The 14367-nt window shown below is 69.5% G+C and carries 10 protein-coding genes; 4 read left to right on the top strand and 6 right to left on the bottom strand.

The genetic code is table 11. From position 1 onward, the window contains the following. Positions 1–24: 24 nt before the first annotated feature. On the bottom strand, positions 25–663 hold the full coding sequence (locus IM660_RS16135) for a uridine kinase family protein (protein WP_193496827.1): 639 nt from the start codon (positions 661–663) through the stop codon (positions 25–27). 192 nt (positions 664–855) lie between these two features. On the opposite strand from IM660_RS16135, the gene IM660_RS16130 reads away from it, so the two are divergent. Then, entirely contained in the window at positions 856–2112 is a 1257-nt protein-coding gene (locus IM660_RS16130) for an alpha-hydroxy acid oxidase (protein ID WP_193496826.1), read from the top strand. Between the two features lie 11 nt (positions 2113–2123). Here IM660_RS16130 and IM660_RS16125 read toward each other — a convergent pair whose 3' ends face one another. Further along, positions 2124–3773 (bottom strand): fucose isomerase, encoded by a 1650-nt coding sequence (locus IM660_RS16125; protein ID WP_193496825.1) that lies wholly within the window; start codon positions 3771–3773, stop codon positions 2124–2126. A gap of 170 nt (positions 3774–3943) precedes the next feature. Beyond that, positions 3944–4963 (bottom strand): LacI family DNA-binding transcriptional regulator, encoded by a 1020-nt coding sequence (locus IM660_RS16120; RefSeq protein WP_193496824.1) that lies wholly within the window; start codon positions 4961–4963, stop codon positions 3944–3946. 99 nt (positions 4964–5062) lie between these two features. Between IM660_RS16120 and IM660_RS16115 the strand changes: the two genes are divergently transcribed. Next, entirely contained in the window at positions 5063–6028 is a 966-nt protein-coding gene (locus IM660_RS16115; RefSeq protein ID WP_193496823.1) for a nucleoside hydrolase, read from the top strand. A gap of 6 nt (positions 6029–6034) precedes the next feature. On the opposite strand, the gene IM660_RS16110 is transcribed toward IM660_RS16115, so the two are convergent. After that, entirely contained in the window at positions 6035–7066 is a 1032-nt protein-coding gene (locus IM660_RS16110) for a LacI family DNA-binding transcriptional regulator (protein WP_193496822.1), read from the bottom strand. A gap of 89 nt (positions 7067–7155) precedes the next feature. Between IM660_RS16110 and IM660_RS16105 the strand changes: the two genes are divergently transcribed. Beyond that, positions 7156–7740: a 4'-phosphopantetheinyl transferase superfamily protein gene (locus IM660_RS16105; RefSeq protein ID WP_193496821.1), complete on the top strand. Its 585-nt coding sequence runs from the start codon at positions 7156–7158 to the stop codon at positions 7738–7740. On the opposite strand, the gene IM660_RS16100 is transcribed toward IM660_RS16105, so the two are convergent. Both IM660_RS16100 and IM660_RS16095 read right to left on the bottom strand, forming a co-directional pair. Further along, on the bottom strand, positions 7654–8982 hold the full coding sequence (locus IM660_RS16100) for a M1 family metallopeptidase (RefSeq protein ID WP_246464992.1): 1329 nt from the start codon (positions 8980–8982) through the stop codon (positions 7654–7656). The two genes, IM660_RS16105 and IM660_RS16100, sit on opposite strands and share 87 nt — an antisense overlap. Beyond that, the gene (locus IM660_RS16095) at positions 8979–12947 is read right to left on the bottom strand and encodes a Pls/PosA family non-ribosomal peptide synthetase (protein ID WP_193496820.1); all 3969 of its coding nucleotides are present in this window, start codon (positions 12945–12947) and stop codon (positions 8979–8981) included. The genes IM660_RS16100 and IM660_RS16095 overlap by 4 nt, the downstream gene beginning before the upstream one ends. Positions 12948–13122: 175 nt before the next feature. Here IM660_RS16095 and rhaI point away from each other — a divergent pair, with 175 nt between their 5' ends. Beyond that, positions 13123–14301: an L-rhamnose isomerase gene (rhaI, locus tag IM660_RS16090; protein ID WP_193496819.1), complete on the top strand. Its 1179-nt coding sequence runs from the start codon at positions 13123–13125 to the stop codon at positions 14299–14301. Positions 14302–14367: the final 66 nt, after the last annotated feature.

The following is a 14367-nucleotide window of genomic DNA, read 5'->3' as shown; positions in this document are numbered from 1 at the left end:
AGAACATAGGAGCGTCGTTGGATTTCAGGAGGGGGTGAGGAGGGTGCGCAGATCAGCCTCGGCGGCGGCGACGCTCGCGGCCCGGCACCCCTGCGCCGTCCAGGCTCGTACCTTCGCCGGTTCGGCCCGGTAGTGCGCCAGACCGCGGCGGATCAGCGTCACCGGAGGCTTGCGGGACTCGGCCAGATCGCGCAGCAACCGGAACCAGAAGGTCTGCAACCGGGGCCGGACGAGGCAGATCGCATCGGCGAGCACCCCTTCGGACCGCAGGCTCGCCACCAGCTCACTGGCGAAGATCCCCTCGGCGAGCACGATCGGTGCGTCGTCGGCCACCACCGTGGTGGTTCCGGTCCGGCGGGAGGTGGGGATGTCGTAGATCGGCACCTGCGCCTCACCGTCGCGGCAGAGGGCTACCAGTGCAGCCGTCGCCGCGGCGGCGTTCCAGCTCTGCGGCGCGTCCCAGTCCACGCTCCCGAACCGTTGCGGCAAGCCGGGGGTCTCGATGTCGTGATAGAAGTCGTCGAGCGCCACCACCGGCAGGCCCAGGCGCCGGCTCAACGAGCTCTTGCCCGACCCGGACGGCCCCGTGAGCAGGACCACCTGGCGTGGGTACCGGCGGGCGCCGTCGGGAACGGGGAAGAGAGCGGAGTCTGCGGGCGGCACCAGGCGATTATCGCCCGTACGCCACCGTGAGCTGGAGCGCGGGGGTGACGGACATCTCAACGCAACCGGCGTCGTCGGGGATCCGACCTGGCTTGACACGCTCGGGCTGCCTCGGAAGACTCCACTGAATCGTTCCATTCCACTTCATGGGCGGCGGCGCTCGCCACGTCCGGAGTACGGGAGTATTGAGGCATGGTTCAGCGTCGAGTACCCAAGGTGCGCGATCTCGCGCCTCTTCTGCAGTTCAAGCGTCCCGAGCTCGATGGGCGCAAGCGCCGCCTCGATGCGGCCCTGACTGTGGCCGATCTGCGCCACATCGCGCAGCGGCGCACACCCAAGGCCGCATTCGACTACACCGAGGGTGCCGCCGAGCAGGAACTCTCACTGGCCCGTGCCCGCCAGGCGTTCGAGGACATCGAGTTCCACCCCGCGATCCTGCGCGACGTCTCCCGCGTGGATACCGGCGTGGACATCCTCGGTGGGCACTGCGAGCTGCCGTTCGGGATCGCGCCCACGGGGTTCACCCGCATGATGCAGACCGAGGGCGAGATTGCCGGTGCCGGTGCCGCCGCCGCAGCCGGCATCCCCTTCTCCCTCTCGACCATGGGCACCTCCTCCATCGAGGACGTCGCCGCCGCCAACCCCTCGGGGCGCAACTGGTTCCAGCTGTACATGTGGAAGGACCGGGACCGCTCGATGGCGCTGGTGAACCGTGCCGCCGCAGCGGGCTTCGACACCCTGCTGGTCACGGTCGACGTGCCGGTGGCCGGCGCCCGCCTGCGCGACAAGCGCAACGGGATGACGATCCCTCCCTCGCTCAGCCTGAAGACCGTGATCAACGCGATCCCGCGGCCCGCATGGTGGATCGACTTCCTCACCACCGAACCGCTGGCCTTCGCCTCCCTGGACCGCTGGTCCGGCACCGTGGCGGAGCTGTTGGACACGATGTTCGACCCGACGGTGGACTTCGACGACCTCGCCTGGATCAGCAAGCAGTGGCCCGGCAAGGTCGTGGTCAAGGGCATCCAGACCCTCGATGACGCGCGCCGCGTGGCCGACCTCGGCGTCGACGGCATCGTGCTCTCCAACCACGGTGGCCGCCAGCTCGACCGCGCCCCGATCCCGTTCCACCTGCTGCCGGAGGTGGCCGCCGAGCTCGGCGACCAGCTCGAGATCATCCTCGACACCGGCATCATGAGCGGCGCCGATATCGTCGCATCGCTCGCTCTCGGTGCCGACTTCACCCTGGTCGGCCGCGCCTACCTCTACGGCCTGATGGCTGGGGGCCGCGAGGGTGTGGACCGGATGATCGAGATCCTCGGCTCCGAGGTCGAGCGCACGATGAAACTCCTCGGTGTCTCTTCCGTGGCCGAGCTGGAGCCCGCGCACGTGACGCAGCTGCGCCGGCTGCTGCCGGTGGAGCAGGGGGTTCCCGCCCGCACCCGCTGATTCGTCCGCCGTCAGCGGGTGAGTGAGGTGTCCCCGCACAGGTGCACCGGCACGCCCAGGGCGTCGAAGAGCGCGGCTTTGGCGAGCAGCCCACGGTCGGCTGTCTCGGCGTCGGGTGCGTAGACGACGTTCAGGTGGTTGGCCTTGTGCCGCGCCATGAACTGGTCCCGGCTGACGCCGTGCAGCACCGCGTGCATGATCGGCCACTCCGGGTTGGTGGCCTCCTTGCGGCGTCGGGTCTCCTCCTCGGGCAGCGCGACCACCGAGGCCCGGCCCATGTCCACCTGGAGCTTGCCCTCGGCGATGTAGACCCGCGACCAGACGATCTCGCCCGGCTTGGAGATCCCGTTGATCGTGGAGCCGCCCGCCGGGAAGAACACCGGCCCCTGCCGCCAGCCCTCGGCGTCGGCGTAGCCGTTCTCGAAGTGCGACGGCGGCACTGACCCGGAGATCTCGAAGACCCAGACGAACTGGCCGTCGTACTCCTCCCCCCAGCGCACGTCGTGCAACGTGGTGGCCGGGTCCAGGCCCATCGCGGTCCAGATCCGGTTCGTCACCAGTGCGTCGACGGCTACGCCCTCGTCCGCCTCGTTGAAGTGCGGTAGCGCTTTGCCCTCCCAGAGCACGCGCTCACCGTCGCGGGAGCGCACCGGCGGGCGGGAGACGTTGTTCAGCAGGCCCTCGGGAAGGTCGGAGGCGGGGGAGAGGTCCTTCAGACCCTGCTGGTACTGGATACCCACGGCGTCCAGTCCGAAGTCATCGGCGATCCGCAGTGCCGCGATGTACATCTTGTGCTGCCAGCGCAACTGCTCCATCGTGAGCTCGGTGGCGTCGTCGGTGCCGAGCCGGAAGGTCATCCCGGCCTCCTCGAGCCAGGCCTGCACCTCGTCCGCCTCGTCATCGCTGACCCGCTGCATCTCTGCCCAGAGTGCGGACTGGGAGAGTCGCTCCTTGTAGATGCCGAGCCCGTTCAAGAGTTCGTCGTCGAAGATGGCGTTGTACATGCCCATGCAGCCTTCGTCGAAGACGCCGATGATCGCCTTCTCGCGCTGCAACTGTGCGGCGAGCGCCGTGCCCAGCTCGGTCTCGGCGCTGTCAGGCAGCGTGGGAAGCGGGTGCACGTGCGAGGCGTCGTGGGTGATCGTGCCGGTCTGGACCCAGGAGGAGATCGCATCGTGGAACCACTGGTCGGTACCGTCCACGGTCCACACGGTGGAGTAGGCCCTGCCCATCTTGGTCATGCCGGCGTTGATCCCGAGCAGCCCCACCAGGCCCGGCCATTCACCGGCGAAGTTCGCGGCAGTGAGAATCGGTCCGCGGTGGGTGCGCAACCCCGCGAGGATGTGGTGGCTGTATTGCCAGACCGCTTCGGCCACGATGAGCGGGGCGTCCGGGGGGATCGTGGCGAACACCTCCAGGCCCATCCGCTGGCTGGAGATGAAGCCGTGCCCGGTGGCGGGGTCCACGTCATTGGCGCGGATCACCTGCCACCCGTGCACGGCCAGGGCGTCGGTGATGATGTGCTCGAGCTCGACCTGGGTGGGCCAGCCGGCGCTGTTGGCCGACTCGCGCAGGTCACCCGAGGCCACCAGGTAGGCGGTCTTCTCCGGTGCGGCTGCGGGTTCGATGAGGGCGGGAAGGGTGTAGGGCGATGCGGTCATGGACCCATGGTGCCAGGTAATCGATTACATCGCCAGGTGTCGAGGTCGTGTGCGACCTAAGTGACCGGCATGCGTCGAACGCTGCACGATCATGCGTAGCCCGACGCATACGTGTCGACTTGGTCAGGCCGGGGGCTGGGTGAGCCAGGGGTGCGCCCAGTGCCCAGTGCCTAGTGCCGGGCGCCCGCAGGAGTGATGGTCTGCACGATCGAACGCACCGGCGCACCTGGATCGGTGAGGCGGTCCAGCAACAGTTGCGCCGCCGTCGTCCCCAGGGCGCGTGGATTCAGCGGCACCAGGTGCACATCTGTGGTGCGGGACGTGGCGAACGGCAGGTCGCCGATGATCCCCACGCCGATCGCGCCGCCGGGAACGGGTGCGCCAGCAGAGTCCCCCCGACCGTGGGTGGCGAGAGCCACATGCCCGTCCGCCAGCGCGCGCAGCACCCCGACCCCCACCAGGTTGTTCGTTGCCAGCACGGCATCGGGAGGCTCGGGCAGGTCGAGCAGATGAGCCAATGCCTCATATCCGCCGTCCACACGGAAGTTGGCGTGGACCAGCAGTTCCTCCGGTGCGTCTAGACCGGCTGCCTCGAGTGCGCGTGACCACCCGGAGGCCCGTTCGATCGCCGTCCGGGTGCCGACGGGCCCGGTGATGCATGCGACCCGGCGGAACCCGCTCGCGAGTAGTTCGCGGGCGCAGCCCTCACCCAGAGCCAGGTTGTCGAATGCCACCTGATCCACCGGGCGTTCGACCTGCCGGTCCAGCACCACCACCGCCCGGCCACGGTCCAGGAGGGCGTCCAGCTGGGGTTGCCCGCTCGCCGGAGCAATGAGTACCCCTGCCATGTTCTCGTGCTCGGCCACTCCGAGGTACCGGCCCTCCTTGCCGGGATCATCGTCGGTGTTGCACAGCACCACCGAGTAGCCCGCGCCGTGCAGCACGTCCTCCACCCCGCGGGCCACGGCCGTGAAGAACGGGTTCTCGATGTCCGGGAGCACCAGGGCCACCACGTCACTCGCTCCTCGTCGCAGCGACCGAGCCGTGCGGTCCGGGATGTACCCGAGTGCCTCGACGGCGGAACGCACCTTCGTCGCCAGTTCCGGGTTGACGTCCTTGCCGTTGAGCACCCGTGAGACGGTGGCCGTGGACACGCCGGCCTCACGGGCCACATCCACGATCCGCGCCATGTCTCCTCCTTGTCGTCCGCCACATCGTACGGAGGCTGTCGATTCCTGCCGACAGGACGGGCGGAACTTCTTCGCGCACACGACTGGCAGACTGGGCTCATGACTGGTGCTACCCCGCTCTACCTCGACTGTGACACCGGAATCGACGACGCGCTCGCTCTCGCCTACCTCCTCGCCTCCCCGGAAGTGCACGTGGCCGGGATCGGCACGGTCAGCGGGAATGTCTCGGCTGCCGTGGCCGCCGAGAACACGCAGGCCCTGCTGGCCCTGGCGGGCCGCGAGGAGATCCCGGTGGCTGTCGGATCCACCGACCCGTTGCGCGGGACCTTTGCCGGTGGATCACCGGACGTCCACGGCCAGAACGGTCTCGGTGGTGTGAGCCTCGAGCCGGCGACGGCCCGGCCGGACCCGCGGGACGCCGTCGACCTCCTCATCGACCTGGCCCGCCAGTACCCCGGCGAACTGCGGATCCTGGCCATCGGCCCGCTGACCAACCTCGCCCAGGCGATCGAACGTGAGCCGGAGCTGCCGGCACTGGTGCGGGACGTCGTCGTGATGGGCGGTGCAGTCCTGGCCCCGGGGAACGTGAGCGCCGTGGCGGAGGCGAACATTGCCAACGACCCCGAGGCGGCTGCGGCGGTGCTGAGTGCCGACTGGGACGTCATGCTCGTGCCGCTCGACGTCACCATGGAGCACACGCTCGACGAGCTCGGCCGTCGTCGGCTGCTGGAGGCGCCGGAGGCGATCTCACGTGCGGTCGGTGAATCGCTGGAGGCCTACCTCGACCGCTACCTGCAGGTCTACGGTTACCGCGCCTGCGCCCTGCACGACCCGCTCGCCGCCGCGCTGCTGGTGGGAACGGTACAGCCCACGCGCGCGCCCCGGGTTCCGGTGGTGGTTGACCACAGCGACGGGCCGGGCCGGGGCCAGACGATCGCCGATATGCGTGGGCAGCGGCGCGGCCCGGTGGACGTACCGGGGGCACGGTGCCAGGTTGTGCTCGAGACCGACCTGCAGGTCGGACCGGTACTGCTCGACCGATTGGCGGGCCCGCCGGTCGCGTGAGCCGGATCAGATAGCCGAGCCGCTGGAGGCGCGCACGACCAGCTCCGGTTCGAACTCCACCTGCCGTGAGCGCCCGGGCTCGCTCTCGCGCAGCAGCATGTCGGCGGCGGTCCAGCCGAGGGTGTGCATCGGCTGGCGGACCGAGGTCAACGGCGTGGTGAGCATCGAGGCGAAGATGACGTCGTCATAGCCGACGACGGCCATGTCCCCCGGGATGGAGACGCCGCAGTCGCGGAGGGCTCGCAAGGCGCCCAGGGCGGTGAAGTCGTTCGCGCAGAACATGGCCGTCGGGCGTTCGGTCGTCTCGGCCAGCCACCGGTGGACGGCGGCGTCGGCGGCGTCGGCGTTGAGGGCGTCGAGGTTCACCTCGACCAGGGCCTCGGCCGGGTCGAACCCGCGGGAGGTCAGGGTGGCGATGACGCCGTCACGCCGGTCCACACACTGGCGGAGGGTGAGCGGGCCGTTGAGGAACACGAACGTCGTGTGCCCCAGATCGAGCAGGTGGTTCATCGCCAGCGACGCTCCGCCGACGTCATCGACGGCCACGGATCCGATGTCCGGAACCGGGGACGTATGGTCGAGCAGCACCACGTCCGTGCCGCGTTCACGCAGCGCCAGGAGCCCGTTCAGGCTGCCGTGGGAGGGGGTGGCGATGACGCCCCGCACCCCGCGCTCCTCGAACAGGCGCAGGAATCTGGCCTCACGCTCGGGATCCTCGTCGGAACTGCACAGCATGAGCGTGTGGTCGTCCTGGGCGAGTCTGTCCTCGATCCCGCGCGCCATCTCGGTGAAGAACGGGTTCGCGATATCGAGCACCACGGCACCGACGGTGGTGATCTCGCCGCTGCGAAGCTGGCGGGCGGAGGCGTTCCGGACGAAGCGGAGCTCCTCGATGGCCTCCTCCACCCTGGCCCGGGTGGCGGGAGAGACGGAGTCGGGCCGGTTGAGCACGTTGGAGACCGTGCCGACCGAGACGCCTGCTTCCTTCGCCACATCGGTGACGCTCGGGCGCCTCGGGCCGCCGTTCCGCCTGGGCATATTGCTCCTCGTCTGTACCGGGTCTGCACCGATCGCGTGAGTGTATCGTTTCACCGATTCGTGGGCGCGCATCTGCGAGAATGTCGGCGATGGCCGCTCCCGTGCCGACCGGCATACCCGTCAGTGTGCACTGGCATCGCGCCGCCCTCGGCACCGACGAGGCACTGCGCCGCCACCTCGCCGACGACCTGACGCCTCTGCCGGGAGCGGATCTGCGGATCGGCCACCTATGCCCGCGATGCGGAGGCTCGGACCACGGCCGCCCGTGGGCGCGTGCCGGCGAGCGCACCATCGCCGTCTCCGCCGCGCGTGCCGGGGGATACCTGGTGACCGCCGCTGGCCTCCCGCCCGTTCCCCGGATCGGGGTCGATATCGAACGCGCCGACGCGGCACCCATCGACCCCACGCTCGTCCTGCACCGGGACGAGTCCGGTCAGGACGTCCTGCAGGTGTGGGTGGCGAAGGAGGCGATCCTGAAGATGCTCGGGGTGGGGCTCAGCGTGCCGATGCCTTCGATCCGGGTGGCCGATTTCTCGGTGCACGATCTGCCTGCACCCGCGGGCCTTCTTGCGCGAGTGTGCGTGAACTCACCGCCACGCAGGCAGTGTGACCTGGTGGAGCCAGGTGTCGAAGAAGTCGCGCAGCGACCGTCCGCTGATCTCCTGTGCCAGTGAGATGAAGTCCTCGGTGCAGACGACCCCCCCGCGGTGCTGCGCGACCCAGCGGTGCAGCAGCCGCCCGAAGTCCTCGGCGCCGATCAGGTCCCGCAGGGCCGCCAGCGTCAGTGCCCCGCGCTTGTAGACGCGGTCGTCGAACATGTCCGCCGCACCCGGATCGCTGAGCCGCAGGTCCTGGGGCAGTGTGCTGAGCCGCTCGTGCTGGCGGGCCGCATGCTCGGCGATCCCTGGCCCACCGGAGTGCTCGGACCACACCCATTCGCTGAAGCAGGCGAACCCTTCGTGCAGCCAGATGTCGCGCCAGGAGCTCGCCGTGACGGCGTTGCCGAACCACTGGTGGGACAGTTCGTGTGCGATGAGCCGGACGGCGTCCCAGTCCGCTGAGCAGTGGTTGCGTCCGAAAGTCGACAGGGCCTGTGACTCGAGCGGGATCTCCAACGGGTCGTCAGTGATCACGCAGGTGTAGGAGTCGAAGGGGTAGGGCCCGAACGCGTCCTCGAAGCACGTCAGCATCTCGCGTTGCCGGCCGAAGGACGCAGCGAAGGCGTCCGCGGGCAGTCCCTCCGGCCGGAGGATCCGGATCGCTGCGCCGGGTCCGTCCAGCGACTGCTCGCGGTACTTCCCGATCTGCACCGAGGCCAGGTACGGAGCCATCGGGTGGCGCTGCTGGAACGTCCATGTCCGGCGTGAGCCACGGCGTCTGACCTCCCGCGTCTCACCGCTGAAGGCCACGGTGTAGTCGGCGGGCACGGTGAGGTTCACGTCGTAGCGGGCTTTGTCGCGTGCCTGGTCGTTGCACGGGAACCACGACGGCGACCCGTGCGGCTGTGAAGCCACGATCACCCCGTCTGTGAGTTCCTCCCAGCCTGCCTCGCCCAAGGTGGCCGAGCGCACCGGCCTGGGGTTGCCCCCGTACTCGATGCGGACGACGAGCTCCGATCCGGCGGGTGCGGGCTTCTTGAGGGCGACGGTGAGCCGCGTCGGCTTGCGGGTGTACTTGCCGAGCGTGGCGCCCGTCACGGACACCTTCGTCACGCGCAGCTCGTGCAGGTCGAAGCGCAGTGCGGAGGTCTCGGTGAGGGTGTGTAGCCGCACCTCAGCCACGCCGTCGAGCAGGTTGCTGCGGGGCTGATAGGTCAGGTCCAGCTGGTAGTGGTCGACGGCGTAGCCCGAGTCGCCATGTCCGGGCATGTACGTATCGGTCGTGCCGGGTGTCACCGGGGTCTGTGTTCGGGTCACGCTCCCTCCTCCCAGGGGCCGATCGGGTTGCCGAGCCACCGGGTGCGGCTCGGTACGGATTCACCGCGCATCACCAGCGATGCCGGCCCTACTGTCGCATCGCGGTCGAGATGCGCAGCAGGCAGGATCACACTGTTCGGCCCGAGAGTGGCTCCGGCGCCGATGACCACGCGGTCCATGGCGAGCACACGGTCGTGGAACAGATGGGTCTGCACCACGCATCCGGCATTGATGCATGATCCTGCGCCCAACTCCACCAGATCCGGTTCGGGAAGCCAGTACGTATCGCACCAGACGCCGTCGCCGATCTTGGCCCCGAGGGCGCGGAACCATACGTTCAGGGCGACGGTGCCCTGCGCCAGGGAGCAGAACCAACGCGCGGCGAGAACTTCGGTGAAGGTGTCGGCCAGCTCGCCGCGCCACACCGCTGCGCTCCAGAGCGGGTGCTCGCTGACCTGGTGCGCACCCACCAGGAGCCACTTCGCGGCCACGGTGATTCCCGCGGCGATCAGACCGGCGAGCAGCAGGACCAGCGGGCCGAGCAGCACTGCGGCGACGAGGCCCGTCCAGGACCAGGTGTCACCGGCCGAACCGCCGAGGAGCGCCAGCAGTGTGGTGCCCACGATGAGCATGAGGCACACGGAGCCGAACAGGGGGATCACCCGGCCGGTCTCGACCAGTCCACGCAGTACTCGTAGACGGGCGCTTGGTTCATAGGTGCGCGTCGCGTCGGCCGGCCCGCCCTCGCGGCGCAGCTGGGTGGGCGGACTGCCGATCCACGACGTCCCCGCCCGGGCAGTGCCGCGCTTGGGTGCCGCGGAGAGGACGGCCACGAGAGAGGCCTTCGGGATCTTCCGCCCGGGTGCGGCCATCCCGGAGTTGCCGAGGAAGGCGCGCTTGCCGATCTTCACGCGTTCGGCTCGCAGCCACCCACCGGTGAGCTCGTAGCCGCCCACGAGGGTGTCGTCCGCGAGGAAGGACTGGTCGCCGATCTGCGTCAACTTCGGGATCAACACCACCGTGGAGGCCTCGACGCCGCGGCCCACACGGGCGCCGAGGGCTCGCAGCCACCACGGCGTGAGTGCTCCGGCGTACAACGGAAAGAGCCAGTCGCGGGCTTCGTCCATGAGCCGTACCGTGGCCCACACCGCCAGCCCCCGCCCGGAGCGTACGGGTACCGGGCCGCTGCGGACGGCCGGGGCGAGGATCCGCACGACGGCGATAACCAGGATCATCAGGGTCGCGTATCCGGCCAGTGCGGCCAGCGGCAACCACGGCCATACCCTCGCCCACGCGTGGCTCAGGTCCGTCGAGGGACGCAGCGCCGGCCATAGCACCAACGCTCCGACCGCGGCGGCGCACCAGGGCAGGGCGGCCAGGAGCATGCCGATGACGGCGTAGCCCGCCACCCAGGCACGGCCACCGGCCGGGGCTCGCTTCGACCAGGGTCCCCGGGCGGAGCCGGTGACCTCAGCGGGCGATCCGGAGACCAGCCGCTCGGCCCTCACCCTGCCGGCGACGAACGATCCCGCAGCCACTTCGGCGCCCCGGCCCACTGTGGCGCCTGGGCCGAGTGTGCTCCGGGCACCGATCCGCGCCCGGGCGGCGATCGCGATCCGGCCCAGATGCACCCGGTCACCATCGATCCAGGCACCGGTCAGATCGACCTCGGGTTCGACGCAGGCGCGTTTGCCGATCCGGAGGAACCCGGTGACCGGTGGCAGGGAGTGCAGATCCACGTTCGAGGCGATCTTGGCGCCGAGCAGGCGGGCGTACCAGGTGATCGATGCGGCACCGGCGAGACCCGTCGCAGCCAGTTCATCCTGGATCCGGCCGGCCAGCCAGTACCGCAGATGGACCTTCCCGCCGCGGGGGTAAGTGCCCGGCTGGATGCCACGCAGCACCACCCGGATCAGCCCGGCCGCGACGAGCATCCGGCCCTGCGGGAGGAGGAACAGTGCAGTGCTGAGGGCCACCAGCCAGACCGGGGGCGCCGGCCACCAGCCGAGTGCCGGGTGCAGCAGCGCGCCGGCGAGCAGCAGCCAGGCGAGCCACCGCAGCGTCGCCAGTGCGCGCAGCGGGTAGAAGGCGAGGATCTGCCCCACCTTGGTCCTCGTGCGGATGGGGGAGACCGCGCGGTTCGTGCGTGTGGTGGTCGTGCTGGACTGGACGAGGCTGTCCAGATAGGCCGACAGTGCGCCCAGGGTCGGGTAGGCGTAGATGTCCCCGACGGCGACCTCCGGATGGCGTGCCCGGATCCGCCCGACGGTCTGTGCCGCGGTGAGCGAACCGCCGCCGAGGTCGAAGAAGTCCGCTCCGGCATCGGCCGGATCCGCGGCAAGCACATCGCGCCAGATGCCCACCAGCCACTCCTGGGTAGGGGACCACTGTGCGGTCGTGCTCGGCGCGCTGGGCAGCGGCCACGGCAGAGCGTCCCGATCCACCTTGCCGGAGGTGCGGGTGGGAAGGGTGTCGACCACGGCGAGGCGCGGAACCAGGGCCGCCGGCATGCGCTCGCGCAGCAGAGCGAGGGCGGCGCTCTGATCGAAGGTCTCCTCGACGGTGAGGTAGCCGACCAGCACCTGGTTGCCGGCGGAGGTTGTGCGCACGGCGGCGGCGGCGCCGGCCACGCCGGCAAGTCGCAGCAGCTGACCGTCGATCTCGCCGAGCTCGATCCGCCGGCCGCCGAGCTTGATCTGATCGTCGGCCCGCCCGGCGAAGACCAGACCGGCCGGGTCGTTCCTGACCAGATCGCCGGAGCGGTACCCGCGCGCCCAGCCCAGGCTCGGTACCGGTGCGTACTTCTCGGCGTCCTTGTCCGGATCGAGATAGCGAGCCAGCCCCACTCCGCCGATGATCAACTCACCGGTCTCACCCTCGGCTACCGGGACTCCGTCGTGATCGACGACGGCGAGGTCCCACCCGTCCAGCGGCAGTCCGATCCGGACCGGCTCGAACCCGTCCAGGGGCGCTGCGCAGGCCACCACGGTCGCCTCGGTGGGGCCGTAGGTGTTCCACACCTCGCGGCCGGGCCCCTGCAGCCGGGCAGCGAGCTCGGCCGGTGCCGCCTCGCCGCCGAGGATCACCAGCCGGACACGATCGAGCGACGCTGGTGGCCACAACGCCACCAGGGTGGGCACGGTGGAGACGATGGTGATGTCGTTGGCCGTCAGCCATGGCCCGACGTCCACACCGGAGCGCACCAGCGAGCGTGGTGCGGGCACCAGGCAGGCGGCGTGCGCCCAGGCGAGCCACATCTCCTCACAGCTGGCGTCGAAACCGACCGAGAGCCCGGCCATCACCCGATCTCCCGGCCCGATCGGCTCGGCGGTGAGGAAGAGGCGGGACTCGGCATCGACGAAGGCGGCGGCACTGCGGTGGGAGACGGCGACGCCTTTCGGTGTTCCGGTCGAACCCGAGGTGAAGATGATCCACGCGTCATCGGTCGGGCGTGGGGTGCGCTCGGGGGCGTCTGCGGATGCACCTGCGCCGGTGATCACAGTGGAAGGTGCGCTGTGCGCGGCAGGGGGAGGGTCGCCGTCGGGGGTGGTGTACTGCACGGTGGGAGCGGTGGCCGTGATCTCGAGACTGTTGCCGATGATGGCGATCACGGCCGCCTCGGTGAAGACGGTGCGCGCCCGCTCCGGTGGGTCATCCGCATCGACCGGTACGTAGGCGGCGCCGGCCATCAGGGTGCCCAGGATGGCGATGTACAGCTCCGTGGTTCCGGAGCTGACTCGTACCCCCACCCGATCGCCGCGGCGCACACCGAGCGCGGTGAGCCGATCGGCCAGTTCCGCAGCGGCTTCGGCGAGCTCGCGGTAGGAGAGCTGGGTGAGGCCGCTCTCGAGGGCAGGGGCCTCGGGGTGGGCGTTCACCGACTCCGTGAAGATGTCGATGAGGGTGCGGGCGGGGGTGGCGCGGTCGGAGGCGAGCAGCGAGGGCAGCAAGCTGGCGGCGGGCACGGGAACAGTCTGGCCTATGCCGGACCTCGCGCGCCGCTGTGGGGCCGGGTCGCGAGGCGCGTTGCTCGATGGCTCGACATCTTGACGGCAGCGGCTCGAATCTTCTAATCTGAAGGCTGAATCGTTTCAGAGTTGATGTCGATCGTCGTCACCACCGGACTTGGAGTGCACTCCCATGACCACCTCGGCCACCGCCGCCCCGCAGGTGCGCGAAGCCCTCGCCGCCCAGACCATCGAGCTCCCCTCATGGGCCTTCGGAAACTCCGGCACCCGGTTCAAGGTGTTCTCCACCCCCGGTGTACCGCGGGACCCGTTCGAGAAGATCGCCGACGTCGCGCAGGTGCATCGCTACACTGGCGCTGCGCCGCGGGTCTCCCTCCACATCCCGTGGGATCTGGTCGACGACTACGAGGCGCTCGCTGCGCACGCGAGCGATCTCGGCGTGCAGATCGGGGCGATCAACTCCAACCTGTTCCAGGAGGACGATTACAAGCTCGGCTCGCTGACCCATCCGGACCCGGCCATCCGCAAGAAGGCGATCGACCACCACAAGCAGTGCATCGACGTCATGCGCGCCACCGGGTCCACCGACCTCAAGCTCTGGCTCCCCGACGGCACCAACTACGCCGGCCAGGACGACATCCGGGGCCGGCAGGATCGGCTCGCCGAATCCCTGCAGGAGATCTACGCCGCGCTCGACCCGAACCACCGGCTGCTCATCGAGTACAAGTTCTTCGAGCCGTACTTCTACACGATGGACATCCCTGACTGGGGCACCTCCCTGGTGCACTGTCTCGCCCTGGGTGACCAGGCCGCCGTCGTGCTCGACACCGGTCACCACGCGCCGGGGACGAACATCGAGTTCATCGTCGCCCAGCTGGTGCGGCTCGGGAAGCTCGGCGCGTTCGACTTCAACTCCCGCAACTACGCCGATGACGATCTGATCGTCGGCGCCGCGGACCCCTTCCAGTTGTTCCGGATCATGAACGAGATCGTGACCAACGACGCGCTGAAGGAGGAGGCGGGCGTGAACTTCATGCTCGACCAGTGCCACAACATCGAGCCGAAGATCCCTGGCCAGATCCGCTCGGTGATGAACGTGCAGGAAGCCACGGCCAAGGCACTGATCGTCGACCGCGAAGCCCTGCGCGAGGCGCAGATCTCCGGTGACGTGCTCGGTGCCAACGCCGTGCTGATGGACGCCTACAACACCGACGTGCGCCCACTGCTCGCCGAGGTCCGCGCCGAGAAGGGGCTGGCCGAGGACCCCTACGCCGCGTTCAACGCCTCCGGATACCTCGACCAGATCGCCGCCGAGCGCGTGGGCGGTCAGCAGGCCGGCTGGGGCGCCTGACGGAATTGCACGTCGATCTGGCTGCCAAGTCGGGAATTGCACGTCGATCTGGCTGCTTCTGGCAGC

This window comes from Ruania alkalisoli (assembly GCF_014960965.1).
Classification (GTDB): domain Bacteria; phylum Actinomycetota; class Actinomycetes; order Actinomycetales; family Beutenbergiaceae; genus Ruania; species Ruania alkalisoli.
Note: the sequence above shows the minus strand (reverse complement) of the source record. Positions and strands in the feature narration are given on the sequence as shown.